At 34.6% G+C, this 23,671-nt stretch carries 27 protein-coding genes; 16 read left to right on the top strand and 11 right to left on the bottom strand.

Annotated features, from left to right (window positions below; translation table 11 throughout):
• The first annotated feature begins 14 nt into the window (after positions 1 to 14).
• On the top strand, positions 15 to 1,124 hold the full coding sequence (gene ychF, locus ACMAYX_RS13645) for a redox-regulated ATPase YchF (RefSeq protein ID WP_103218642.1): 1,110 nt from the start codon (positions 15 to 17) through the stop codon (positions 1,122 to 1,124).
• Positions 1,125 to 1,299: 175 nt separating this feature from the next.
• Here ychF and ACMAYX_RS13640 read toward each other — a convergent pair whose 3' ends face one another.
• Both ACMAYX_RS13640 and ACMAYX_RS13635 read right to left on the bottom strand, forming a co-directional pair.
• Positions 1,300 to 3,357 (bottom strand): transglycosylase SLT domain-containing protein, encoded by a 2,058-nt coding sequence (locus ACMAYX_RS13640; protein ID WP_412472055.1) that lies wholly within the window; start codon positions 3,355 to 3,357, stop codon positions 1,300 to 1,302.
• The gene (locus tag ACMAYX_RS13635) at positions 3,341 to 3,904 is read right to left on the bottom strand and encodes a hypothetical protein (RefSeq protein WP_103218644.1); all 564 of its coding nucleotides are present in this window, start codon (positions 3,902 to 3,904) and stop codon (positions 3,341 to 3,343) included. The genes ACMAYX_RS13640 and ACMAYX_RS13635 overlap by 17 nt, the downstream gene beginning before the upstream one ends.
• A 149-nt stretch (positions 3,905 to 4,053) precedes the next feature.
• On the opposite strand from ACMAYX_RS13635, the gene ACMAYX_RS13630 reads away from it, so the two are divergent.
• From ACMAYX_RS13630 to ACMAYX_RS13615, 4 genes are all read left to right on the top strand, one after another.
• On the top strand, positions 4,054 to 5,199 hold the full coding sequence (locus ACMAYX_RS13630) for an Mrp/NBP35 family ATP-binding protein (protein WP_412472054.1): 1,146 nt from the start codon (positions 4,054 to 4,056) through the stop codon (positions 5,197 to 5,199).
• A gap of 3 nt (positions 5,200 to 5,202) precedes the next feature.
• On the top strand, positions 5,203 to 5,736 hold the full coding sequence (locus ACMAYX_RS13625; RefSeq protein ID WP_103218646.1) for a hypothetical protein: 534 nt from the start codon (positions 5,203 to 5,205) through the stop codon (positions 5,734 to 5,736).
• A gap of 9 nt (positions 5,737 to 5,745) precedes the next feature.
• Positions 5,746 to 5,937, top strand: coding sequence for a hypothetical protein (locus ACMAYX_RS13620; protein WP_021267727.1), 192 nt, complete (start codon positions 5,746 to 5,748; stop codon positions 5,935 to 5,937).
• Positions 5,938 to 6,141: 204 nt separating this feature from the next.
• Positions 6,142 to 7,296, top strand: coding sequence for a hypothetical protein (locus tag ACMAYX_RS13615; protein WP_103218647.1), 1,155 nt, complete (start codon positions 6,142 to 6,144; stop codon positions 7,294 to 7,296).
• A gap of 374 nt (positions 7,297 to 7,670) precedes the next feature.
• Here ACMAYX_RS13615 and ACMAYX_RS13610 read toward each other — a convergent pair whose 3' ends face one another.
• The 6 genes from ACMAYX_RS13610 to ACMAYX_RS13585 form a co-directional block, all read right to left on the bottom strand.
• A complete protein-coding gene (locus ACMAYX_RS13610) occupies positions 7,671 to 8,624 on the bottom strand; it encodes an electron transfer flavoprotein subunit alpha/FixB family protein (RefSeq protein ID WP_103218648.1) in 954 nt (317 codons plus the stop codon).
• Between the two features lie 13 nt (positions 8,625 to 8,637).
• Positions 8,638 to 9,426 carry an electron transfer flavoprotein subunit beta/FixA family protein gene (locus ACMAYX_RS13605; RefSeq protein ID WP_103218649.1) on the bottom strand — a complete coding sequence of 263 codons (789 nt, stop codon included), beginning with the start codon at positions 9,424 to 9,426 and terminating at the stop codon, positions 8,638 to 8,640.
• Between the two features lie 2 nt (positions 9,427 to 9,428).
• A complete protein-coding gene (locus ACMAYX_RS13600) occupies positions 9,429 to 10,571 on the bottom strand; it encodes an acyl-CoA dehydrogenase family protein (RefSeq protein ID WP_368667188.1) in 1,143 nt (380 codons plus the stop codon).
• Positions 10,572 to 10,682: 111 nt separating this feature from the next.
• Positions 10,683 to 11,150, bottom strand: coding sequence for a 2-amino-4-hydroxy-6-hydroxymethyldihydropteridine diphosphokinase (folK, locus tag ACMAYX_RS13595; protein ID WP_103218651.1), 468 nt, complete (start codon positions 11,148 to 11,150; stop codon positions 10,683 to 10,685).
• The gene (locus ACMAYX_RS13590) at positions 11,150 to 11,347 is read right to left on the bottom strand and encodes a hypothetical protein (protein ID WP_158246916.1); all 198 of its coding nucleotides are present in this window, start codon (positions 11,345 to 11,347) and stop codon (positions 11,150 to 11,152) included. The genes folK and ACMAYX_RS13590 overlap by 1 nt, the downstream gene beginning before the upstream one ends.
• Positions 11,337 to 12,284 (bottom strand): hypothetical protein, encoded by a 948-nt coding sequence (locus ACMAYX_RS13585; protein ID WP_146037887.1) that lies wholly within the window; start codon positions 12,282 to 12,284, stop codon positions 11,337 to 11,339. The genes ACMAYX_RS13590 and ACMAYX_RS13585 overlap by 11 nt, the downstream gene beginning before the upstream one ends.
• Positions 12,285 to 12,404: 120 nt before the next feature.
• Here ACMAYX_RS13585 and ACMAYX_RS13580 point away from each other — a divergent pair, with 120 nt between their 5' ends.
• From ACMAYX_RS13580 to ACMAYX_RS13565, 4 genes are all read left to right on the top strand, one after another.
• On the top strand, positions 12,405 to 13,064 hold the full coding sequence (locus ACMAYX_RS13580; RefSeq protein WP_103218654.1) for a LysM peptidoglycan-binding domain-containing protein: 660 nt from the start codon (positions 12,405 to 12,407) through the stop codon (positions 13,062 to 13,064).
• 70 nt (positions 13,065 to 13,134) lie between these two features.
• The gene (locus ACMAYX_RS13575; RefSeq protein ID WP_103218655.1) at positions 13,135 to 13,887 is read left to right on the top strand and encodes a hypothetical protein; all 753 of its coding nucleotides are present in this window, start codon (positions 13,135 to 13,137) and stop codon (positions 13,885 to 13,887) included.
• A 12-nt stretch (positions 13,888 to 13,899) separates the two neighbouring features.
• A complete protein-coding gene (locus tag ACMAYX_RS13570) occupies positions 13,900 to 14,841 on the top strand; it encodes a phosphotransferase (RefSeq protein WP_103218656.1) in 942 nt (313 codons plus the stop codon).
• Complete coding sequence (locus ACMAYX_RS13565) at positions 14,834 to 15,661, top strand: sugar phosphate nucleotidyltransferase (RefSeq protein WP_412470511.1); 828 nt, start codon at positions 14,834 to 14,836, stop codon at positions 15,659 to 15,661. The genes ACMAYX_RS13570 and ACMAYX_RS13565 overlap by 8 nt, the downstream gene beginning before the upstream one ends.
• On the opposite strand, the gene ACMAYX_RS13560 is transcribed toward ACMAYX_RS13565, so the two are convergent.
• Positions 15,649 to 15,837, bottom strand: a complete 189-nt coding sequence (locus tag ACMAYX_RS13560) for a DUF362 domain-containing protein (protein ID WP_103218658.1) — start codon at positions 15,835 to 15,837, stop codon at positions 15,649 to 15,651. The two genes, ACMAYX_RS13565 and ACMAYX_RS13560, sit on opposite strands and share 13 nt — an antisense overlap.
• Before the next feature lie 86 nt (positions 15,838 to 15,923).
• On the opposite strand from ACMAYX_RS13560, the gene ACMAYX_RS13555 reads away from it, so the two are divergent.
• From ACMAYX_RS13555 to ACMAYX_RS13545, 3 genes are read left to right on the top strand one after another with little or no spacing between them, the layout of a single operon-like run.
• Positions 15,924 to 16,580: a hypothetical protein gene (locus ACMAYX_RS13555; protein ID WP_146037888.1), complete on the top strand. Its 657-nt coding sequence runs from the start codon at positions 15,924 to 15,926 to the stop codon at positions 16,578 to 16,580.
• A gap of 18 nt (positions 16,581 to 16,598) precedes the next feature.
• Complete coding sequence (locus ACMAYX_RS13550) at positions 16,599 to 17,036, top strand: hypothetical protein (protein ID WP_103218660.1); 438 nt, start codon at positions 16,599 to 16,601, stop codon at positions 17,034 to 17,036.
• A gap of 30 nt (positions 17,037 to 17,066) precedes the next feature.
• On the top strand, positions 17,067 to 17,411 hold the full coding sequence (locus ACMAYX_RS13545; protein WP_103218661.1) for a hypothetical protein: 345 nt from the start codon (positions 17,067 to 17,069) through the stop codon (positions 17,409 to 17,411).
• 14 nt (positions 17,412 to 17,425) lie between these two features.
• Here ACMAYX_RS13545 and ACMAYX_RS13540 read toward each other — a convergent pair whose 3' ends face one another.
• Complete coding sequence (locus ACMAYX_RS13540; RefSeq protein WP_103218662.1) at positions 17,426 to 18,259, bottom strand: TIM barrel protein; 834 nt, start codon at positions 18,257 to 18,259, stop codon at positions 17,426 to 17,428.
• A gap of 208 nt (positions 18,260 to 18,467) precedes the next feature.
• On the opposite strand from ACMAYX_RS13540, the gene ACMAYX_RS13535 reads away from it, so the two are divergent.
• From ACMAYX_RS13535 to lspA, 4 genes are read left to right on the top strand one after another with little or no spacing between them, the layout of a single operon-like run.
• On the top strand, positions 18,468 to 19,226 hold the full coding sequence (locus ACMAYX_RS13535) for a hypothetical protein (protein ID WP_412472053.1): 759 nt from the start codon (positions 18,468 to 18,470) through the stop codon (positions 19,224 to 19,226).
• Positions 19,223 to 21,100: an ATP-binding protein gene (locus tag ACMAYX_RS13530; RefSeq protein ID WP_103218664.1), complete on the top strand. Its 1,878-nt coding sequence runs from the start codon at positions 19,223 to 19,225 to the stop codon at positions 21,098 to 21,100. The genes ACMAYX_RS13535 and ACMAYX_RS13530 overlap by 4 nt, the downstream gene beginning before the upstream one ends.
• Before the next feature lie 11 nt (positions 21,101 to 21,111).
• On the top strand, positions 21,112 to 22,614 hold the full coding sequence (locus ACMAYX_RS13525; RefSeq protein ID WP_103218665.1) for a sigma-54-dependent transcriptional regulator: 1,503 nt from the start codon (positions 21,112 to 21,114) through the stop codon (positions 22,612 to 22,614).
• Positions 22,611 to 23,111 (top strand): signal peptidase II, encoded by a 501-nt coding sequence (gene lspA, locus ACMAYX_RS13520; RefSeq protein ID WP_103218666.1) that lies wholly within the window; start codon positions 22,611 to 22,613, stop codon positions 23,109 to 23,111. The genes ACMAYX_RS13525 and lspA overlap by 4 nt, the downstream gene beginning before the upstream one ends.
• A 2-nt stretch (positions 23,112 to 23,113) precedes the next feature.
• Here the strand turns inward: lspA and ACMAYX_RS13515 are convergent, their stop codons facing one another.
• Positions 23,114 to 23,554: an indolepyruvate ferredoxin oxidoreductase subunit alpha gene (locus tag ACMAYX_RS13515; protein ID WP_103218667.1), complete on the bottom strand. Its 441-nt coding sequence runs from the start codon at positions 23,552 to 23,554 to the stop codon at positions 23,114 to 23,116.
• Between the last annotated feature and the right edge of the window lie 117 nt (positions 23,555 to 23,671).

Raw genomic sequence — 23,671 nt, 5'->3', positions numbered from 1 at the left:
ATCAGGAGAAAATAATGGCCCTAAATTGTGGGATTGTAGGACTTCCAAACGTTGGTAAATCAACGATTTTTCAGGCTCTAACTTCGGCTCCAGCTGAAGCAGCTAACTTTCCATTTTGTACAATCGAACCAAATATTGGGATTGTAAACGTTGGTGATATTCGTATGCAAAAAATTGCGGAAATCATTGGGCCACAAAAAGTTATTCCAACTATTGTTGAATTTGTTGATATTGCAGGTCTTGTAAAGGGTGCTTCAAAAGGTGAAGGTCTTGGTAACCAATTCCTTGGAAATATTCGTCAAGTAAATGCAATTGTTCACGTTGTACGTTGTTTTGATGACACTAATGTTATCCACGTTCACGGTGAAGTTAATCCAGTTGATGATATTGAAACAATTAATATGGAACTTGCTCTAGCTGACCTTGAAGTTGTTCAAAGAAAGCAAGCAAACCTTCCTAAGTTAATGAAAAACCAAAATAAAGAAATTGCATCAAAAGCAAAGATGCTTGTACCTGTTCTAGAAAAACTTACTGCTCATTTAGAGCAAGGTTTTGCTGCACGTACTCTTGAGATGGATAAGGAAGATATCGAGTTAACTCGTGATCTTAACCTAATTACTCTTAAGCCAACTCTTTATCTATGTAACGTAGATGAAGAGAGTGTTGATGAAGATAATGACTATGTAAAAGCAGTAAAAGAATTTGCACAGAAAGAAGGTTCTCGTGCAATTAAGATTTGTGGAAAGCTAGAGTCTGAAATTGCGGCACTAGAAGATGAAGCAGATAAGAAAGACTTTATGGAAGCTGCTGGAATTGAAATTTCTGGTTTAGAAACGCTTACTCATGAAGCATATAATATGCTTGGTCTTCGTACATATTTTACGGCCGGTGTTAAAGAAGTTCGTGCTTGGACTTTCAAAGAAGGAGCTAAAGCTCCTGAAGCTGCAGGTGTAATTCACTCAGACTTTGAAAGAGGATTCATTAAGGCAGAGATTTATCACTATGATGACTTAATTGCTAATGGATCAGAGGCGAAGGTTAAGGAAGCTGGAAAGCTTCGTATGGAAGGTAAAGAGTACATCGTAAAAGACGGTGATATTATTCATTTCCGTTTTAATGTTTAAGCATCCGCAGCATTGATTGCCCAAAGGCAATCTATTGGCTGCGGTGCTAGCGCAGTCGCTTGTAATGATGACTGTACTAAACTAAATGAGCTTTAGCTCATTTATGTTTCCTCAGCGCAAACTTATTTGAGAATAATTTACAAAAAAGGCTTCCAAAAGGAAGCCTTTTTTATTTCTATAATTGAGATGATATTTCTCGTTTCGCTTCCTTCTTAGGAAAGGCATTAAATGTCGATGCCACACTTTTTTCTAAAATATAATTATCCTTCATTAAATTATAGAAGAAGAAATTACGATAGATTAGCTTCACGTACAGTCTCGTTTCTTTATATGGAATTTGTTCAATTTGAAAAATAGGATCTTCTACATCCATAAGATTCTTTGCCCACTTTGTTACCTTGTGTGGACCTGCATTATATGAAGATAATGCATAGATTATATTTCCATCAAACTTATTAAGTAGAGATTTGAAGTAGCGTACACCAGCATCGATATTTCTATGTGGAATTAAGATCTCGTCTGTTTTTCTAAAATTAGTCATCTGTCTTGCCGTAGCTGGCATAAGTTGCATTAGTCCTAGTGCGCCTACTGCTGAACGTGCGTTTGGATTGAATGCGCTTTCTTGTCTGATAATCGATAAAACTAGAAGCGGGTCAATTTCAGCATTTACATCTTTAATCTTATCAAGATGTAGAACCGGAAAGAGAGTCGTAATATCAATTTTTGAAGGCCTTATGAGATTTAAGTCAATTGTCCTTGAGACGAGTTTGAAACTCGATAAAAAATCACCACTTTCTTTGAAATGATGAAGAAAGTAATTAAATATAGCCACACGTTGTTCTTCTAATGGAAGAGAGTCTAACTTGGCCCTATTGATAATATCAGTTTCAGGATTGAAACGGATAAATTCATAAATTAATTTATCAACCTTTCCGACAAATTTTAACTCATGCCAAATATTTGATTCCTTAATATTTCTTTGTTTGGCCTGGGTGAAGTCCGCTAATTCTAGTTTGGGAAGATTAACTGTATTCTTATGGAAATAAAGTGATTTAACATAACTCTTATCAAACTCAGGAAGATAGTCCTGGGCAATAATTGAATAGAAGCTTAATGGGTTTCCATTAATCATTAATTTGAATAAGTGTTTTGCAAGGGATTCATTCCCATCTTTCATATAACTATAAGCAATCCAAAATTTTGTCTTAGTGTATAGATTGGAAAACTCATCTATTAATTTATAGTTTTGTACTGTTACGATACTTTCCTTATAGTTTTCATTTTTTATTGAATTCCAAAGTAGAAGGAAGAGTGATTCATTTTTTGATTCATCATCATAACTAATCTCATATGAGCGAGCAAAGTAACGATTGGCATTGGCAATATCATCATTATTTAAAAGGAGTTTTCCAATATAGCGAACACGTTTCCATGAAGACTTTTTATAAATATAGTCTTCATTGGCCTTTTCAAAAGTTAAAAACTTTGAAAGTTGTTCATTGATATTTGCTTTCTTTTTCTCATTATTTTTTACTAGATTTTTTAATTGGCGATATTGTTTTATAAATTCGTTCGTAATGGTTAATTTGTTCTTCTTAATTCTATGTAGATTATTTTGGAATAAAAGAGTGATATCTTTATCAAAATCTATATGTGAATAAAGCTTAGAATCAATCTTTAGCCCATTGATCAAAGTTATTTCGATAAGCTGTTTTTTAATATGTTGATAAATTTTAGATTCTTTATCAACTTCTTCTAGTTTACTAATGAAAAGTGAGTTTCGAGATGTTGCAAGATATTGAATGGCCTTAGAGAAGTTTTCATCATCAGCAATAATATCATTGTAATACTTATCGTTAATTAAATAATTAACAGTGTGAAAACAGTAATTTCTAATATTTGAAACAAATTCATCCTCAACGCGATTTGTTCTGTGACTTTTAATATTACATGAAAAATACTTATCTTTTTTTAGTGATGTTTTTAGATCACTTAAAAACTCCAAGTGAGTGAGATAATTTTTAAAGATACCACCATCTTTAATGGCCTTAATTGCATTATTGATTTTATGATTAGGTAATTTCTTTCTTTTTAAAATGCGTTCAATTTCTGAGATGTGACGTGCAGCTGTAAGCTCTTTGTCTTTAAGAGAACGAGAATCTTTAGCAAAGCTTGTAAATGACAAGCTTGCCGTTAACGATAAAAGAATAAACTTCTTACCCAATAAACTCATTGAAACGACCTTCCATACTTTTTAACTTAGTGACTACATCACTTAAGATTAATTTTTTATCGTCAGGTACAACTTGTTGTAGGTTCTTTAAATAGTTACAGATTTCATCAATATAAACAGTGTCTTCCTTAAAATGAGTTTGGAAGTACTCAACTGTTAAATTAACTTCATCTGCGACATCTTGAAAGTAATCACCTTCTCTAAATGAAAGCTTTCTTTCAAACCCTGTGTGTCTTAGTCCAGCAAGATATTGTTTTAATTTATAAAGTGGGCCTGCAACTTTGTGAGTAAAGAAAATACAAACTACAAAGATGAGGATCCCAAAAAATGCTTGGCATAAAATGAGAAAGTTTAAAAGATCACTCTTCATTGTTGCAATATGCTCAGCAGATTGTGGAAATTTTTCTGAAATATTAGTTAGCACTTGGTAAATAACAAGTGGATAGAATGCACTTAGTACTAGAATTACAATACAAATTAATGCACTGAATCTCAGCTGAAATTTAGAGTCGACTATGATTATGGAACGCTTATATGGCTTAGACACAATTTCTCCAAACTTTAATTTAGTTTCTTTAGTAATTATAACATCTTATGAATTTTGTTGTAGGGCAAAAATTTGCTTTACTCATTGAATAAGTGCCCAATATTTAATAGAATTCACGCATAAAACGATAAAAAACTGAGAGAATTAGTATGCTAAATATTGAAATAGTTAAAAGTAAATTAGTTGAGGTTAATAACCCAAACACTGGAAAATCCCTATTAGATGAGAATCGTTTCAAGGATATTGCAATCGAAGATAAGAAGCTTACGATTGTTTATAATCGTGATGGCATTACTCCTGCACAAAAACGAGATATTGAGGATTCAATTGTTAATTCTCTTTCAGCTATTGTTAGTGAAGATGACCTCTTCATTAAAACTATTTCTACCCAAGAAATGCCAGCTCAGCAACAGCAAAAGCCTCAACAACAAGGTGCGAAGTTAGAAGTCGGTCACGCTAAGGCTGCACCTCAAAAACGTGATATTCCGGGCGTGAAGAAGATTATCGCTGTTTCATCTGGAAAGGGTGGTGTTGGGAAAAGTACAGTTTCTGTAAACTTAGCTCTATCTCTTAAAAACCAAGGAAAGAAAGTAGGTCTACTAGATGCCGATATTTATGGGCCATCTATTCCGATGCTTCTGGGTCAAAGAGATGCGAAGCCTCTTGCAACTGATGATAAGAAAATTGCCCCTATAGAAGCACATGGAATTAAATTCATTAGCTTCGGTTTATTCATTGAAGAAAAAGACGCTGTAATCTGGCGTGGGCCTATGCTTGGAGGGGTTCTAAATCAATTTCTTTTTGATGTTGATTGGGGTGAGCTTGATTACCTAGTATTAGATCTGCCTCCAGGAACTGGTGATGTTCAGTTATCAATTGCTCAAACTTTAAATCTAAGTGGGATTGTTGGTGTATCAACACCACAGGATGTTGCTCTACTTGATTCTAGAAAAGGCTTCAATATGTTTGAACAGGTCAATATTCCTGTTTTAGGTCTTATTGAAAATATGAGCTACTTCGCACCAGATGATATGCCTGGGAAGAAATACTATATTTTCGGTGAAAAGGGTGGAGCTGATATCGCAAATGAGCTTGGTTATCCATTCTTAGGTGAAATCCCTATTGAAATTGCTTTACGTGAATCTTGCGATAATGGTGTGCCTTACATGTCTAATAATTCATACGAAAGTAGACCAGTATGGAAAGCATATTCCGGTATTGCAAAAAAGATCATTGAAATAGAAAATAATGATGGTGAGGGGAAAGGTTTTTTCTCAAAAATTTTCAAAAGGTAGAAAATGTCCATCATACAGAAAATAGAGGAGCAATGCTCTTTTAATTTCACAGGCAGAATCAATATTCTTAAAAGGGCCGATCGTCAGTTCCTAGGCGTTATATATATTAGCGAGGGAATTGTTGTTGCGGCCCAGTTTTCTAAGAAGACAGGCCTTAAGGCCTTATACTCGTTAGTAATTTTTGAAATGGATCATATCGAGGAGTTCACTCTTGTGGCCGAGCCAGAAGTTGTTTCTGAGAGTGACTACGAATTCAAACTAAAATTTAGTGAGTTAAAGTCGAATATTGAAAATGCTTATTCTCAGCATTTAAAGGCTAAGTCCCTTCGTCCACCAGAAAATATTCACATTTTGATCAATCCTGTGTTCATAAAAAATGGAAAAAAGACTGGTGCAAATGAATTTTTACTATTAAAAACTATAGCTGAATACAGCAAGGTTAAAGATATTTATAGCAATTGCGAATTATTTGATTTTGAAGTCACCCAAGCATTAGTAAATCTAAGAAAAATGGGCGCCTTGAAGGTCGTAAAGTAGGAGTTTTAAATGAAAGATCAAACGCATAACCAAGGCAACCTTAAAGAGCTTAAAGTTATGATCGAAGAAAACGTTGTTACCTCTTTTGAGTTAATGTCTCAGAATACTGGGATTGAGCTTGAAGAGCTTATTGTAGTCGCTCTAAAGCGCTTTAGAGCTTCTCATAGTGACTATGAGAAGAAGACTTTCCAAGTTGATTAATTCTTATTCATATTAGAGTAGGCACACCCCTGGGGTGTGTTTACTTTTTCTACAGTGTTAAAAGTTTAACAGTCTAATACCTAAACAATTCAATAAATTCCATTAAATACGAACGCGTTTTCAGTAAGTTAGCAAATATACGTATTTGTTCAATTTGGCATGAGTGTTGCTTCTATATATGCATATAGGTTTTAGGAGCACTGTATGAAAGCAACAGCTATTTACAAGAAATTCATTATCGCATCAGTACTATCAGGATCATTCCTTGTATTCGGTGGTATCTATCAAGGGATTTCAGTAACTGATAACTCATTTATGCAACAGAAAGATATTTCTTTTGAAAAGAGAGTTGATGAGAGCGTTGATCGTATCGTAGCTTCATCTGATCGTGAAAAAGTATCTGTACAATACTTACCTGTTGCAGAGTATGCACAAATTATCGACGGTAAATGGGAAATTGTAAGAGTAGAGAATCACGAAGGAAATGAAATTTTTAATGAGAAGAAAGCAAACTCTAAAAGAGTAGTTGATATGAAGTTAATTGGAACTGGTCTAGTTCAACTTAACGATAATAATGAGTACACTTTTGATGTTTCTTTCCTACACGAGAATAATAAAAATATCTCAATCTTTAGAGCTTATGAAGATGGATTTGAATTAATTGAAGCAAGAAGAGTTTTAGAAGCAAATAATGAAGTAGCTACTCAAGATGTTATTGTTGATGAAGCTTTAGAAGAAGCAGCAATGATTAATGAAAATGAGAGAAAAGAATTTATTATCGAAAGAGTAGTTCTTCCTCAATTAAATAACGAGCTAATTCGTGGTGAAGATAAGATTGAAGGAAGTGTTACAGTTGGACCAAATGGTGTTCAAGGTCTTTACTTCAACGTATTCGATAAAGATATTAATGAAGTACTTGGTGATATTAAACTTAAAGATGGAAGTGCATTTGAAGTTGAACTTCAGGGACAACTTTCACACGGAGTATTTGCTAGAAATGGTGAAAATGGATACCGTCTAAGATTTACAACTGGTCCATATGCTGGTGGGTTAATTAACTTTGTAACTTACGATGAGCTAGAAAGAGTAAATGCTGAATTCGAAAGCATGGAAAGAGCAAAAGAAGAGTCACGTTTTGAAAGATCTCTGACAGAAGAAGGGTCATTTGAAAACGATATTAACTTAGCTCAAGGTAATGTTAGCGCTGAAAATAATGAAAAACAAAATGTGGAAGAAGTTGAAGAAGAAAGATACGAAGAAGAAGTTCTTGTAGACGATCCAGCTGAAAGATTTGAAGAGCAAAAAGAACTTGAATACGAAAGACAAGAAGAATTAGACAGACAAGGTTACGGATTCTAATCCATAAATATAAAGAGAGAAGAGAAGAAAAACAAAGGCCCTCAAAATTGAGGGCCTTTTTTATGTATTATATATGCGAAGTTTTTTTGCTCCTGAGACGAACCGCTCGGGCTTTATGGTTACGATGACCTGTATGTCTGCTAGAGGCAGGAGCCGAAGCAGACTGAACCCTCGCTCTCGATCAGAATGTGCTCCTTGCATGGGGAGCTAGCACCGCAGGGAGTAGATTGATTATTGCACAAACTTTCCCATAGGCCTAGAGACAACAAAGCCGGGCTTGAACCCGGCTTGTTGAATATGTAATTCATTTCATTGCACTGAGGCCTAGCACCGCAGCCAATAGTTTGCCTTTGGGCAAACAATGCTGCGGATGCTTAAAGAACTTTTTTAAGTTCTTCTTTAAGAATTGGAACGATTTGGAAAAGATCTCCAACAATTCCGTAGTCAGCTTTAGTAAAGATTGGCGCATCTGGGTCAGTGTTGATTGCAACGATAACCTTAGATGTTCTCATCCCAGCTAAGTGCTGAATAGCACCTGAAATACCACAAGCGATGTAAAGAGATGGAGCAACTGTTTTACCAGTTTGACCAACTTGCATTGCGTGTGGAGCATATCCTGAGTCTACAGCAGCACGTGAAGCACCAACTGTTGCACCAAGAACTTCTGCTAGTTCTTCAAGGATCTTGAAGTTTTCTGCAGATTTCATAGCACGACCACCAGATACGATGACATTTGCTTCTGTCAGGTCTAGCTTCTCAGAAGCACCCTTAACGATTTCTTTGATTGCAGCTTTGATGTCACCAGCGTTAGCAGCAACTTCATTTGCAGCACCTGCACCAGCAGTTGGAGCTTCTGGCATACCAAGAGCGTTAGGTCTTACAGTTACGAAACCTGGCTTAGGTCCGTCTAGTTCTACTTTAGCTAGAACTTTACCAGCAAATAGTGGTCTTGTTCCTGCAAAGTTGTCACCTTCCATTACAAAATTTGTAACTTCTGATGCCATACCTGCATCAAACATACCAGCTAGTCTTGGCATAAGGTCTTTTGCTAGAGAAGTTGCACCAGCAAATACGTAATCGTAGTTTGAACCGATAAATTCTTTAAGTGCATTAGCGTATCCTTCTGGAGAATACTTATCTAGGTTTGCACCTTTTAGGTTGTGAACATTAGCAGCACCATACTTTGCAAGATCTGCAGTTGCATTAGCACCCATGTCACCAACGATTGCTACGTCAACAGTGTGACCAGCAAGTTTTCCTAAGATTTCAAATGTAACAGACTTAACTGTTTCACCACTTGTTTCAGAAAATACTAATATCTTTGCCATTTTAATAATCTCCTTAGATAACTTTAGCTTCTTCTCTTAAAAGCTTAACAACTTCAGCTACAACACCTGCTTGAGCAGCTTCGTCCATTGCATCAAACTTCTTCCCAGCTGGTTTTTCTGGTGGAAGTTGGAAACCAGAATACTTAACACGACGATCGTCAGCAGATACACCTACATCTGAAAGTGAATGTTGAGCAAGAGGCTTTCTCTTAGCTTTCATAATCCCTGGAAGAGAAGCATAACGTGGGCTGTTTAGACCTTTGTTGGCCGCAATTAATACTGGAGCAGTTACTTCGTAAACTTCTAGTGCTCCACCTTCAACTTCTCTTTTAAGAGTATATGAACCACCTGCTTCTTCACAACCGTCTACAACAGTTACTGAAGGCATTCCTAGCATTTGAGCTAGAAGTTGTGGAACTTGAAGACAGTCGTCATCAATTGCTTGTTTTCCAGTGAAGATAACATCTGGAGTTTTTCCAGATTTTTCAATAGCACCTTTAAGTGCTTTAGCTGTCATATATGAATCTAAGTTGTCATCAGCTTCAACTAGGATTGCATCGTCAGCACCCATTGCTAGGGCAGTTCTTAGAGCTTCAGTGTCTTTAACACCACCAACTCTTACTACAGTAACAGTAGAACCACTGTTTGCAGCTTTAGTTAATAGAGCTTGCTCTACTGCAAATTCATCATATGGATTCATGATCCACTTGATAGAACTTGTTTCGATATAAGATCCATCACCATTTGGAGTAATTTTAGTTTCCGTGTCTGGAACTTGTTTAATACATACAAAAATGTTCAATTTTAGCTCCTTGTAAAAATTTCTTTAGCAATAACTAATCTTTGTATTTGTGAAGTGCCTTCATATATTTGAATGAGTTTGGCGTCTCTCATTATTTTTTCAACTGGATATTCTTTACTATAACCGTAGCCACCAAATACTTGTACAGCATCAGTTGCTACTTTCATAAACATATCAGCGGCTTTAGCTTTTGAGTATGATGAAAGTTCTGGATTTGGTTTTCCATTATCAATTGACCACGCAGCCTTTTGAACAAGTAGTCGAGCTGCTTCAATTTCAATTCCCATGTCGGCGATCATCATTTGAATGGCCTGATGACGAGATAGTGGAACACCAAATTGTACTCTCTCCCCAGCATACTTAACCGCATGATCCATAGCACATTGAGCTCCACCTACTGCGGAACTCGCAACCATAGGTCTAGAGTGATTTAATGTTGCCATTGCAATTGGCCAACCTTGACCAAGACCACCTAAAATATTCTCTTTTGGAACTTTTACGTTTGTAAAAGTCACTGCTCTAGTATCAGAACAACGATGTCCCATTTTATTTTCTTTTTCACCAAGCTCAATTCCCTCGGACTTTCCATCAATAACAAGTGCCGTAATACCTTTGTGCTTAAGTGTTGTATCAGTTGTTGCATAGACAACAAAAAGATCTGCATATCCTGCATTTGTGATCCACATCTTATTTCCATTTAATAAGTAGTGATCTCCACTTTCTTTTATAGTTGTTTTGATACCCGCTGCATCTGATCCATAGCCTGGTTCTGTTAAGCAGAAAGCTGCAATTTTATAATCTTCAGTAAAAGGAGTTAAAAATCTCTTTTTTTGTTCTTCATTCCCACCAATAACAATTGGTAGAAGTGCAAGATCATTTGCCATGATTGCGGTATTCATTCCTAGACAGCCATAGGCAAGAGCTTCAGTAATGATCATTGAATCAATAGTAGAAAAACCTGCACCACCATATTCAGCTGGAATACAAGTATTAACTAAACCAAGCTCCCAAGCTTTGCGAAGAATGTCCAAAGGCATCTGTGCCTTTTCATCATATTCGCCAGCTTTAGGCATCATCTCATTTTTTGCAAATTTCATTGCAAGTTCACGAATTTCTTTTTGCTCGGAAGTTAATTCAAAGTTGATCATGATGGAACCTATTGTTCTAAAGATAATGTGACATTATTATAGATAGTTTTTCAGTATTTAGTAAATAGGTAATAAAGGCTTAAGATAGTGTAATAAAACACCTTGGTACTATTTGAGTGGTGTTGCATCATTATGCTTCAATTCAGCAATTTCAAAATATGATTTGTATTCGCTATAGCTCGGTAAATCCTTCAAGGGCTCGAGCACAAAGCTTCTATTTCTAAATTCTTTATGGGGTATAATTAAGTTCTTTGATTCATATTTTAATTTATCAATAAAAATAATATCGATATCAATCTCTCTAGGGCCCCAGTGATAGCGTCGTTTGCGACCAAGTTTATTTTCAATTTCTTTTGCTATGTGCAAAAGAGCTTCTGGCTCTATGTTTTGGGATGTCTCAATTTCAAGAGCAATATTATAAAAATTTGGCTGATCTTGTGGCCCGTATGGTGGGGTTTCGAAAATCCTACTAATAAATGATTTGGCATCTAGGGCCAATTCGATTTCTTTAGTTGCGCTAAGAAGAATCTCTTCTTTATTATTTAAATTTGAGCCGAGACTGAAGATTATTTTCATTAGTTCGAAGACTTTTTAGATTCTTTTTTTGAATCTTCATCTGAGCTTTTAGATTTAAGCTGTGACTTAGGTCTTAGTACTTTTTTATTTTGCTCAATGAATGAAGGAAAGTTATCATTCTTTGGCTTGGGAGCAGTTTTTACACCACAAGAAGTTAGTGCAAAAGTAGTAAAAAATAATAAAAACTTAGAACTCAAGTGCAAGACCTACTCCCATTACATCTGTTCCAATATCAACCCTTAAAAACCATCCAGGTACTAATCTTTTAAATCCTGTTGCACCAAAAACAAACTCATCTTGTTCAACACTTGCAACGAGGTCAAGTTCTCTTTGGGCTTGGTCTGAACCAACTTTAGAAACGTCACCAGCACCAGGACTATCAGCAGTTGCAAATTTATATCCAACATATGGCATAAATACTGTGTATAAAGGACCTTCAAATGAGTACTTTGCTCTGAAGATATACTGATTTACTGCTGTATCTATATCATCTGCAGGGAAAGCACGAATAAGATGACGACCAATAAAGCCTTCGATCCAAATATTTTTTTCAACTTGAAAAGACCATGCGGCATTATATTGAGTATTTGTATCTTGCTTTCCGGCAGTGTTAAATCCATCCACAAGACCGATACCAACAGAGGCGATATTATCATTTTTAATGACACCTGTTTGTTGACTTTCATCACCATACAAGTCTTCCTCTAGTAATGTCGTATCATCATAAAGAGATTCTGAATCAGTGATTTTAAATTGATCATCTTGATTGTCAGCGGGCTTACCGTAAGCTGAGTCATCGCCACGTAAGATTTGAACATCTTGGTTTACAAAGAAATTTTTAAATAATTCTTCATCGTACACTTTTGTGACTTTAACAGCTGCTTGATTCTCTTCTTGTTTCGGAACAACTCCACGTGCAACAGGTACCTTATTTATTAAGATAGTAATGTAGTCACCTTTTGCGAAGCTATCTTGACTATTACTGACAAGAATAATTCTTTTGGTTCCAGAAATTTTCAATAGCTTTTCATTAGCTAGTTCAAAATTAGCTGCATTTGAGAAATCATTAACCGCACTTTGAGAAAGAGCAGTAGTTGATAAAAATAGTAAGAATAGGATCATTATATTCTTCATACGGAAAAATTGTACATCGCATGAAGAAATTAGTCTAGGCGGTTAAAATTTAAATATCTATTTAAAAGTAACCGAAGGGAATTACATATAATTGTTACTATTTAAAAGGGGTAATATACCATGAAGAAGATATTCTTATTATTATTAGTTTCGGCACTAACTTTCACTTCATGTTCAAACAATGAAAAGAAAGAAGGGGAAGTAGCAGCGGCTGAACAATCTGAAGAGATTTCAATTGATGATTCTGACTTCGTTGTTGATGCGAATGAAGATCTAAATCAACTAGAAGAAGCAACAATGCAACCGACCGATGAATCAGTTGCTGTTCTTGGAAGTGAAGCACCATCACCAACAGATGAAATTCTTCTTGAAGAAAATGTAGCTTTAGAAAAAGATGTTATTGTAACTGCATCTGATTACTATGAAGTTCAAAAAGGTGAAACACTAATGTGGATTGCTTTTAAGCTATATGGTGACTATAGAAAGTGGCGTGATATCCAAGCGATGAATCAAGAAGCTTTAGCAGATGGTCTTCAAGCAGGAGATAAAATCAAATATCAAAGTGGACAATTTAATTGGAATCCAGTTGGACTACCTCACTTAATTAGAAGAGGAGAAACACTTGGTGTTATTTCTCAAGATAAGTATGGAACACCGGCCAAGTGGAGATCAATCTGGGATAATAATAGAGATATGATTAAAGATCCAAATCTAATCTTTGCAGGTTTTACACTTTATTATGTTCCTGAGGAAAGAGATGTTGCTTCCGAGTCTATGTAATTCATGTATAATAGATTAATTATATAAAGCTCTCATAACGAGAGCTTTTTTATTTTTTACCTAATAGAAGATGAAAATTTTAATTCTACTAACACTATTTAGTTTCACGTCTTGTACTTATCTTTATAAAAAAGATAATGATTATCCATACAACTATCAGGATACGTTTACATCTCAAGATTATCTGACGCACCTTGAAGGAATAGCAGAACTTTTCATCAAAAATAATAAGGTAAGAAAGCCAAATAGAAGATCATTACGTTACTTGAATACAATTGCAAAAGAACTTTATTTAAATAATCAAGGGCTCTTTCAAAAAGACGATTTTGGTATCAATTTTTATATTGTTGATGACAATAGGAATTTCTACTTCTCCCTTCCAAAAAATAACGTTTTTATGTCTCGTGGTTTACTTAAAAATTATATGAATAGTGAGAATATTTTCGTGGCCGTTCTCTTAGGAGAATTGATAAGAAGTAAAATTGGCATCTATGAGAAGAAAAAACTGATTCCACTAAATTCTTACACTATCGATGATATGATTCGTATTAATAATTTAGACTTGAATGCTAAAAGAGACTTAAATAATTTGGTCTACGAAGTATTGATCAAATCTGGATACGATCCAGAGGCACGACTTCTTTGGCTCCAGACTCTAAACCGTCAATCGATTAGTTTTAGTGTGCAAGGTGTACACTCACATGAGCTTTCGAAAGAAGAATTTTTACTTAAAAATTATATGGTTAATAGTGGAGAGGATGAGAATTTAATTTTTGAAAAAAACTCATCTCGTCTATTCTATTATTTCAAAGAAAGTATCTAAAGAGTAAATAGGATGAATAAAGAATCAATTGTAAATAAGTTAGAAAATGTTGGTTATTATACTGAAGATAGTAAACTGCAGAAATTGTCAGGTGATGCTTCTAGCCGTGAGTACTATCGTTTAAATCACGAGAATAATACATATGTAGTGTGTGTTGAGATTTCAAATGGCCAACAAAGTTGTGACTTCAACACTGTCACAAATAATATTTTAAGTGATATTAAAACACCTAAGATTCTATTCTACGATCCAGAGTTTTCAATCCTTATTCTAGAAGATATTGGAAGTATTTCGTTAAAAGATTTTTATCTTTCTTCAGGACTTTCTAAGCATGTAGAAGCTGTAGGCGATATTAAAAAATATCAAAATATGCCACTTGAGTTTTGCATGGGAAGAGACTTTGATCGTGAAAAAATTGGTTTCGAATTTGATTTAGCATGCAATTATTTTCTACAGCAACATTTAGGAGTTGAACTAAATAATGATGAAAGTTTACTTCTTAAAGAAGTGAGAGAATACATCATTAACTATTATGAATCTCATAAGGAAGTTGTTTGTCATCGCGATTATCACTCAAATAATCTTTATGTTAAGGATGGTGTTCTATTCCATATTGACTATCAAGACATGAGGGTTGGCCCAAAAATGTATGATTTAGTTTCACTTGTGGACGACTGTTATATTAATTTCTCTGACGCCGAGAAAGAGAAGTTATTATTAAGTTATGATAATGACTTTTATAATAAGTACAAAAATGATTATCATATTGTGCAAATTCAAAGAACTTTTAAGGCCCTTGGAAGTTTCGCCTATTTAAATATCGATAAAAAGAAAGATAATTACCTACAATTCATCCCTGTAAACTTAGAGAAGCTCATTAATACTTGTAAAACGAGTACAATTGAAAAGTTTAATGATTTCGCAAAAATTTTAGAGCGAGGTTTGAATGATTAAAACTTGCTTTATTGCTAGTGCTGGTTTTGGCACACGCATGGGAAATCTAGGAAAAATAATACCTAAACCTTTATGGCCATTTTTCAATCTACGTCTGCTGGATTTACAAGTAGCTTATGCAAAAATGTTAGGTTGTAATAATATCTATATAAATTCTCACCATTGTCATGACGAAATGCTAGTTTGGGCAAAAGATAAGGATGTTGTCTTACTACATGAACCAGATATCTTAGGTAGCGGTGGCTGTATTCATAATTTGAAGAAGCATATTGATGATGAGGTTATATTCATTATTAATTCTGATCAATTTTATTTTTTTGATTTTGAGCAGATTCAAAATGATGTTGAACGAATGTTATCTGCTAATGCGATTGCTCACTTATATGCAATTGAAGTTGATAAAGATGCTTCTTACAACGAGACTAAAGTTATTGATGGAAAGCTTACAAGTATTTCACCTCATGATGCTGATAGTAATTATTTAACTTACTCAGGTGTTGGTATATTAGATTTAAGAAAGATTCCACTGGTTGAAGGTGAATCATCTTTCTTCAAAACGGTAGCGGACTATAATAATAAAACAGTCCATATGAGCCTTCCTAAAAACCCAGTGTTTCTCGACTTGGGTACACTGGACAAGTATATTGATGTAATTTCAGACCTTGAAAAGCTTCCAGCTGTGGTTAAAAAATTTGTTGCCTCTATCGAGGAACTTGAAGGAACTGATTTTAGATCGACATCGATAATGGATTGGCTTGGTGTTCGATTTGATTTCGATTCGAGAATTATTACTTATAAGGAAAAAGATTATTCTTTCTGAGTAACTTCTTTTATACAGTCGACAGGGCAAACAAGTATACATGCGTTACACAACGTACAGGCCCAAGGTTCTATTGTGTACTTACCTTTATCCATAAAAATTGCCTTTTCTGGACAGATAAGCCTGCAGTTATCACACTCTATACAACGTGAAGAAATTTCGAGATAATAATCCATATATTAATTATAACAAATTTTAAAATTTAAGGTAATAAGTGCACAATTCTGACACTCTGACATTCAAATTGCTAAATATTCTGTTTGTGGTATTTTCGCTGTTTTTCCTACATACGTGTTATTCACTTGATGCAGATGTTTCAGCAATTGACTTGAATCGTTTTATCGGAATTGTTACGACCTATAAAATTACAACTGCCTTAGCTATATTTTTAATTTTTAAGATTCTCTACATGGGAGAACTTACTGTAGTGGTTCTGTCGGTCTTTGTTTTAAATATCTTTTATAAGGTATTTTCATTATTCCTAGTGGAGTACGACAAGATTATACTTTTGATGGCGGTAATCTTTTTATTAGTTTCATATAATATGATTCTTCTTTTGAAGGAAGAGCTTGGACAAGCAATCTTCAAACCAATTTTTACAAAAGAAAATTTTAATTTCGACGGCTTTTGTTCTCTTGAAGGAAATGTATATCTTTCGTCAGGCTCTTGTTTACCTGTTAAAATTTCTAACTGTGATGATAAAGGAATTGTAATCTACACAAGTGAAAAAATATCTAAGGGTGAAAAGTTAGAATTTGAGTTAGAATATGAAGGTAGAAAATTTGTTGATAACTTTTGTGTTGAGCTCGTTTACCCTAACGGCTATGGATTAAAATTATTATCAAAGTCAGAAAATAATAATTACAACTGGATTACACTTTATAATATTCTGAAACGAAGAGGAATTGTTTCATTATAATCTAGGAAGGAACTCTAAATGTTTAAGTATCTAATCATTGCATTACTTTTTATTTCATGTAACTCAAATAAGTCTCCTGAAGGAGTGCTAACTGCATTTATCGAGAAAAGACTGAATGATGAAATTAAAGTTGATGAGCTTAAAGATTACCTTACTGGTACATTACTTGAAGAATATACTCAGGCACTAACTGAGGACGCGAAAAAGCTCAATGAAATGTCTAATTTCAAGAAATCTAGACTTTCGATTGTCTATAAGAACTGCTCGGGGGATGAGTGTTCAATCACTTATTCAGTGGCCTATGATGATGAGGCCACGGATGGTAAGACAAAACAAGATGTTTCGATCTCTGTTAAGAAGATTGCTCTTATTATTAAGAAGGATGATAAGTGGTTGATTTCAGATATCAGTGATGTGAAGTCTTTTTACGAGTTTAAAGAAACAGACGCTCGTTAAGATATCTTCGAACTTACCGATAAGTAAGTCGTGAAAAGTAGCAAAATATTAGATCTTTCTTTCGATAAACTGGTTGGTGAAACTTTCAACTTAACTGAAAGTGCCAACTCTAATGCTCATCAACTAAATTATATTTCAGAAATAAAGTCTTATCGTCTCTGGATCGGTGGTACTTTCATAGATTTTCCACAAGGACTTTCATTTATTAATGACTTGAAAATAAGCAGTTTTCTTGAACTTAAACTTTATGATAAAGCCCTTAATGATGGCCTAAAAGAAGTTCTTCAAACACATGATGACTTAGTTGTTTATATGATGGATGAAAATATTTATATCGAAACTAAAGATTTTGAAGAGATAAAAAAAGCGGCTTAAAAGCCGCTTTTTTTTTATAGTGAATTGTAGTAATTTTTAAGCATTAATGCATCGTCTTCTAGGTTTGGTGAGTTACAGATCATGTATCCACCACAACCATTCTTCTTAAGAGACTTTAGAAGATCTTTCCAGTTAAAGTCAGATTTCTCTAGGTTAAGGTGTTTAAGATCACCTTTAGAGTTAGTGCTAATACCTGAAATATGGATGTGCATATTTTTAACTGAATCTTCACCAAGTTCTTCTTTAAGTTTATTGATTACTTCATCAAACTCTTCTTCAGAGTTGTACTGGTTAGTACGTGCATATAAGTGAGAGAAGTCCATACATGGGCGACAAGAGTCTACGTTCTTAGTTAGGCTGATAAGCTCTTCTAAAGAACCAAACTGTGAAGTCTTTCCTGTAAGCTCTGGACGAAGCTCAATCTCAATATCAAGTCTGCTTAATCTTTCTTCGATTACATTCATCGACTTTTCAACTAGGTCGAAAACATCATATGGAGAATCTTTCATGTAGAAAGCTGCGTGGAAAGTCATTGATTCTGCACCACAAAGGTCAGAAATCTTAGCTGTTTGGATGATTCTTTCAACAGAAGAATCAATTTTATCCTGCTCTCTAGCATTTAGGTTGATATAGTATGGGCCGTGAGAAGTTAATGGAACGCCTAGCTCATATGATACTTTTCTTAGATTTGAAGAAACTTCTTCCTTCATTCTTACGCCGTGTGCAAACTCGAGTTGCATACAATCAAGTCCAAGTTCGTGAATTCTTTTAACACCTTCTACTGGATTGTTCTTTTTAACTGTAGAATTAGGAACACCTGCTGTACCAAAAAGTAGCTTAGTATGCATTCAAAATACCCCTTCTGCTTATATTTAAAACGTTAATGCCTTGTGTATCACAATTACGGAATCCACAATAGGTGCGCTGCGAAATTATATATCAATCGCTTCATATATATCTGCTTTTGTCTATCTGTGATTCAGATGACTTATAGCCGTATTTTGGATTTGGGTCTATAATTAGAGAATATCTTGTAAAAAAAATAGGGACAAAATTTTGTTTAGTGTATTAATTTCATATTTATTAAGTCTTTTTATCGTCTTTATTCAGGTATTTTTCCTGGCCGGTGGATTCATTGTCTTCAGTACAAATCTCCACATTTCGAGTTCGGTAGCATTGGCGACATTAATCTATGTAATTTCGTTTACTTACATCATACCTTCCATTGTGCTGTCTAAGCTAAACCCAATAAGATTAGATAACAAAGAACATGTGGCCATTTTTAATAAAATAAATGGACTTCACTTTAGAGGCAATAAGGGAAGATTGAAGTTTTTTGAGAGTAAAAATGCTCCTTTCTTTATGATGGGAAGCTTGCTTGGTTCTGGTTATGTGATCATTAACTTAGCTATCATAAAGAATTTATCGCCATCTGAAATGGATAAGTACCTTGAGGCTGAACTTAGTTTCAATGAGACAATTAATGCAAAGATACTAACTCACATCTTAGTGGTTCTTTTGTTTTGGCGTACGATTTTTAATTGGGTGTTCAAGTTGGCAAGAGCTGAAGCCGTTTTCCGTTATATGTTTGTCGTACCTCGAAGATTATTTAATCGCCTTTCAAATAGTTTTAAAGAATATCACTTTAAAAAGAATGAGAGTGTCGATATGAGAGGAGTTGCTCAGAAGGTAATTTACCTTGAGAATGCGATGATTAATGTTGTGCATTTTAATGTCGCTTCAACAACAATGTGGTCAATTCTACGTACTCCAGATGCTATGGATGAGCGATTTCATCAAAGTGAGTTACTATGAAGAACTTTTTTAAGTACTTCAGAGAATTAGATTTTACAAAATATTACCCAGCGCTTTTTACAGTCGTCTTCTTGTCTGTTTTATTTCAGTATAAGTTTCAATCTATTGAAGCAATCTTTTATGATTTAAGACTAAAGTTAGATATGACTCTAGTTCACGATGATAATATCGTTCTCATTAAGATTGATGAAGAGAGTGATGAGTTTCTTGGCGAGAGTTATCCTTATACCTATACAACTTATCTAAAGCTTTTTAGGAAAGTCTTAAAGGATAAACCAGCAATTATAAATTTCTTTGGAGATCTCTCTGCTCCATTAAATGAAAGAGAGGCAGCGTCTCTTCAATTGCTTCATGATGAAATTAAAGATTATATGAAGCAAGGTGGACTTTATCGTTATGGGACAGAATTAGATTCTTGGGGAGAGCGTCTTCCTCCACAAGAATTAAGAGACTTAGGATATTCTCCAGCAGTTGTGAATATTGATAGTAAGCTCTTTGCTAAAGATGATGTCGTTAGAAGAATGGTTCTCAATATTTCAGGTGAAGAGACTCTTGATTTTTGGACTGCTAATGAATGGCGAATAATTAATAATGAAGAACCACTTGTTTTAAATAAGCTTAAGAGTGCTTACTATATGCCAGAAGCTGATGCTAGCTTCAGCTTATTTCGTTATCCATTACGAACACTAGAGCACTTAGAAAAACTACCTGTTCACAGAGTTGTTGTTGGAAATATTCCAAGTGGCTACTTTAATGGAAAAGTTGTTTTAATTGGCCCTGCCTATATTTCGAATTTGAGACATTATGCAAAGACTCCATTTGATAAAGATCAGAAGAGAACTTCGAAATTAGAAATCCATGCCAATATGACAAAAGCATTAATGGAGAATCAATTAATTTATTCAATACCTCTTTGGGTGACTAAAATTCTTTCGATGTTAATTGGTGTCATTCTTTCAATTGTTATATCTAGAATTCAGCCAGCTAAAGGACTTCTTATTACGTTTGGGATTATTGTTGGAACAGTTCTCTTTTCATATTTAATCTTTTTACTCTTTGGACTTTGGCTTTATATTACGCATATCTTATTAACAGTGTTTGTCGTTTACTATATTTGGGTACCATTTAGGGCGATTGGTGAGTATCAACGTCGTTATAAGATTCAAGAAGAAACAAAGCTACTTAAGAGAGTTGAAAACTTAAAGCAAAACTTTATTTCGTTAATGAGTCATGACCTGAAGACACCGGTAGCCAAAATTGCAGGTGTTGCTGATAATATGCTGCAAAGAAATCGTGGTGGTGAAACCTACATGCACGATGGACTAAAAACTATTATTGATTCAACAAAAGAACTTAATAATTTTATCACTTCAATTTTAGACCTTACAAAAGTTGAGTCTCGAAATATCTCTCTTAATCTACAAAGTAAGGATGTTAATAAAATTATTGAAGATTGCGTAAATAGCTTAATGTACCTGGCGCGTTCAAAAGAGATGTCAATTGAGACAGAGCTCGGACCACTATTTCCAATTGAGATTGATGTTAGTCTCGTTAATCGTATTGTTTCTAATATTGTTGAAAACTCGATTAAATACGCTGGTGAAGGTAAGACAATTAATATAAAGACTTGGGACGATGATACTTGGGTCTATATTGAAATTTCAGACAATGGTGTTGGTATGGGCCAAGACGACGTCGATAATATATTTGAGAAGTTTTATCGGGTTAAAAATGATGCGTCCCATATTATTAAGGGGAGCGGTCTAGGTCTTTATCTGGTAAAATATTTCGTAGAACTTCATGGTGGTGAGATTTCTGTAACTTCATCACTTGGAGAAGGAACAAGTTTTCTAATTAAATTTTTGAATAAATAAATGGAGTGCATATGCATAAGGTTTTAGTTGTCGATGATGATAAAGTTTTACAAACCTCAGTAAGAGAGGCGTTGGAATTTCATCACTTTGCAGTTGATGTTGCCGACAACGGGAAAGAGGCGTTAAGTGCTGTTTATAAGACTAAGTATGATCTAGTTGTTATGGACGTGAACATGCCTGAAATGGATGGTATTGAAGCGTTAACAGAGATTAAGAAACATGATCCTTCAGTAATTGTTATTATCTTAACTGCGTATTCAAATGTTACTGATGCGGTAAAGGTCGTAAAAGAAGGCGCTTATAATTACCTTGAAAAGCCGATCAGCTCAGACAATCTTGTTTCATTGATTAAGCGTGCCCTTAAAGCAAGATCACTTGTTGAAACAGTTGGTTTCTCGGCTCCAGTTTTATCACTTGGTGATACAAAAAATAAATTTGTTGGTGAATCAGATGTTATGCAGAAGGTTTTCAATGTTATTGGAAAGCTTGCGCAAGTAAACACTCCGGTTTTAATTCGAGGTGAGTCTGGTACAGGTAAAGAGCTTGTTGCTCGTGCAATTCACTATAATGGTCCAAGAAAAGATGAAAAATTTGTAACGATTAACTTGGCAGCTATTCCTGAAAACTTAATAGAGTCAGAATTATTTGGTCACGAAAAAGGTGCGTTTACTGGTGCTAACGAAAGAAAAATCGGTAAGTTTCAATTTGCTGATGGTGGAACTCTTTTCTTAGATGAGATCGGTGATGTTTCACCAACGATGCAAGTTAAACTACTTCGCGTTCTTCAAGAAGGTACCTTCACTCCTGTCGGTTCAAATAGAGAGATTAAAGCTGATGTTCGTGTAATTGCAGCTTCACACAAACCATTTGAAAAGATGATTGAAGAAGGAACATTTAGAGAAGACTTATTCTACCGTTTAAATGTTCTTCCAGTATATCTTCCTCCGTTAAGAGAGAGAAACTCAGATATTCCTCATCTTGTTGAATACTACGTTAAGTATTTTAATAATGTTCATAATCTAGAAATTAGTGGACTTGATGAAGAAGCAATGAAGATTATGCAAGGTCATGATTGGCCAGGTAATATTCGTGAGCTTAGAAATGTTATCGAGCATGCTTTCATTATTGAAAGTGGTGATATTATCAAAGCCAGCTCTTTACCAGATAAGATAAGAAAATCAGTTACAGTTGAAAATCTTGTCGAAGAATCTCAAGCTATTATTGATTACGATGAAATTAAGGACTCTGTTCTTACAGATGCAGGACAAGATGAACAATTAATTGCAAGTGCACAAGGTTATCAATTTGTTTTTGCAACTAATGAAGTTGACGGTGAGCTAAGGCTTAATTTTTCACAAGCTAAAGATATTTTTGAAAAAGAATTTATCATCCAGGCTTTAAAAATTAATAATGGAAAGATTAATCAAACAGCATTGAAAGCAAATATTCCTAAGAAGACACTTCTTAGAAAGATTGAAAAGTACGAGATTAACCCTAAGGAATTTTATAAATGAATCGAATTTGGCAAATGACATTACTTATTGTTGGAATTCTTTTCTTGGATCAATTTTCTAAGGGAGCAATTCAATCTAGTTTTAAGCTTGGGGAAACATTAACAGTTATTCCTGGCTTCTTTAATCTTACTTATGTGAAGAATCCTGGTGTAGCTTTTGGAATGGGGAGTGAGTTTCCTGACGTAGTTAGAATGATTCTTTTTAAAATCCTGCCGGTAATTGCATGTCTTTGGTTTGTCTATTTAATCTGGGACTCAAGAAAGAAAAGTTATATGCTTTGTTTAGCTTATTCAATGATCTTCGCTGGAGCTGTTGGAAATCTTATTGATCGTATCTCATTAGATTACGTCGTCGATATGTTTGATTTCTATTATAAGGGATGGCACTTTGCTGCTTTCAACGTGGCAGATGCTTCAATATCTGTAGCAGCAGGTATATATATTGTTGATTATTTTTTAACTGAAGTTCGTGGAAATAAAAAGAGTGCTAAAGCCTAGGCTTAAGCACTCTCTTCTTCTGTATTTGTTTCTTCACTTGGTTTTTCTTTTGTAATTCCAAATTCGCTGTGTAGCTCGTTAAGAGACTCTTCTGAAACATAGAGTTCTGACTTAAGAGTTTCACGTCCCCAAATTGCAAAAGCATCATTGTGCTCATACATTGTAATCGTTTCCCAAGGACAGTCTTGAGAGCAGTTTTGACAACCAATACATCTAGCTAGGTCGATTTCAACTGTTTGATTGAATTGTGGGTTATTTGGATTTGGACCAGGTACTAGTTCAATTGAGTCTACTGGACAACCTTGGATACAGATTTCACATCCTGTACATCCTGACTGGTGAACAACAGCTAGTAGCTTAGGGCCCTTCTTACCTTTTCTCGCTGGCTTAAAGCGTGCCGAGTGGTAAGGATTCTCCACTAAAAATTTAACATCTTCGCTCATTAGCAATTCCTAATACTAAGTTAATTAGCAGTATTTTAACGTATTTCAACGCATCATAAAAGGGATTTTTGCCTGATTAAAATACATTAGGTATAGTCCTTTAGCAATATTGAATGA

It is taken from the genome of Halobacteriovorax sp. RT-2-3, from assembly GCF_047085075.1.
Taxonomy (GTDB): domain Bacteria; phylum Bdellovibrionota; class Bacteriovoracia; order Bacteriovoracales; family Bacteriovoracaceae; genus Halobacteriovorax_A.
The sequence above is the reverse complement of the archived record's forward strand: the minus strand, read 5'-3'. Positions and strand labels throughout refer to the sequence as shown.

Coding starts and splice junctions, on each gene's coding strand:
- ACMAYX_RS13615 (WP_103218647.1), top strand. CDS start 6,142: ATGAAAGCAACAGCTATTTACAAGAAATTCATTATCGCATCAGTACTA.
- ACMAYX_RS13585 (WP_146037887.1), bottom strand. CDS start 12,284: ATGAAGAATATAATGATCCTATTCTTACTATTTTTATCAACTACTGCT.
- ACMAYX_RS13530 (WP_103218664.1), top strand. CDS start 19,223: ATGAAGAACTTTTTTAAGTACTTCAGAGAATTAGATTTTACAAAATAT.
- ACMAYX_RS13630 (WP_412472054.1), top strand. CDS start 4,054: ATGCTAAATATTGAAATAGTTAAAAGTAAATTAGTTGAGGTTAATAAC.
- ACMAYX_RS13565 (WP_412470511.1), top strand. CDS start 14,834: ATGATTAAAACTTGCTTTATTGCTAGTGCTGGTTTTGGCACACGCATG.
- ACMAYX_RS13625 (WP_103218646.1), top strand. CDS start 5,203: ATGTCCATCATACAGAAAATAGAGGAGCAATGCTCTTTTAATTTCACA.
- ACMAYX_RS13560 (WP_103218658.1), bottom strand. CDS start 15,837: ATGGATTATTATCTCGAAATTTCTTCACGTTGTATAGAGTGTGATAAC.
- ACMAYX_RS13550 (WP_103218660.1), top strand. CDS start 16,599: ATGTTTAAGTATCTAATCATTGCATTACTTTTTATTTCATGTAACTCA.
- ACMAYX_RS13640 (WP_412472055.1), bottom strand. CDS start 3,357: ATGAGTTTATTGGGTAAGAAGTTTATTCTTTTATCGTTAACGGCAAGC.
- ACMAYX_RS13540 (WP_103218662.1), bottom strand. CDS start 18,259: ATGCATACTAAGCTACTTTTTGGTACAGCAGGTGTTCCTAATTCTACA.
- lspA (WP_103218666.1), top strand. CDS start 22,611: ATGAATCGAATTTGGCAAATGACATTACTTATTGTTGGAATTCTTTTC.
- ACMAYX_RS13575 (WP_103218655.1), top strand. CDS start 13,135: ATGAAAATTTTAATTCTACTAACACTATTTAGTTTCACGTCTTGTACT.
- ACMAYX_RS13610 (WP_103218648.1), bottom strand. CDS start 8,624: ATGGCAAAGATATTAGTATTTTCTGAAACAAGTGGTGAAACAGTTAAG.
- ACMAYX_RS13515 (WP_103218667.1), bottom strand. CDS start 23,554: ATGAGCGAAGATGTTAAATTTTTAGTGGAGAATCCTTACCACTCGGCA.
- ACMAYX_RS13570 (WP_103218656.1), top strand. CDS start 13,900: ATGAATAAAGAATCAATTGTAAATAAGTTAGAAAATGTTGGTTATTAT.
- folK (WP_103218651.1), bottom strand. CDS start 11,150: ATGAAAATAATCTTCAGTCTCGGCTCAAATTTAAATAATAAAGAAGAG.
- ACMAYX_RS13620 (WP_021267727.1), top strand. CDS start 5,746: ATGAAAGATCAAACGCATAACCAAGGCAACCTTAAAGAGCTTAAAGTT.
- ACMAYX_RS13525 (WP_103218665.1), top strand. CDS start 21,112: ATGCATAAGGTTTTAGTTGTCGATGATGATAAAGTTTTACAAACCTCA.
- ychF (WP_103218642.1), top strand. CDS start 15: ATGGCCCTAAATTGTGGGATTGTAGGACTTCCAAACGTTGGTAAATCA.
- ACMAYX_RS13580 (WP_103218654.1), top strand. CDS start 12,405: ATGAAGAAGATATTCTTATTATTATTAGTTTCGGCACTAACTTTCACT.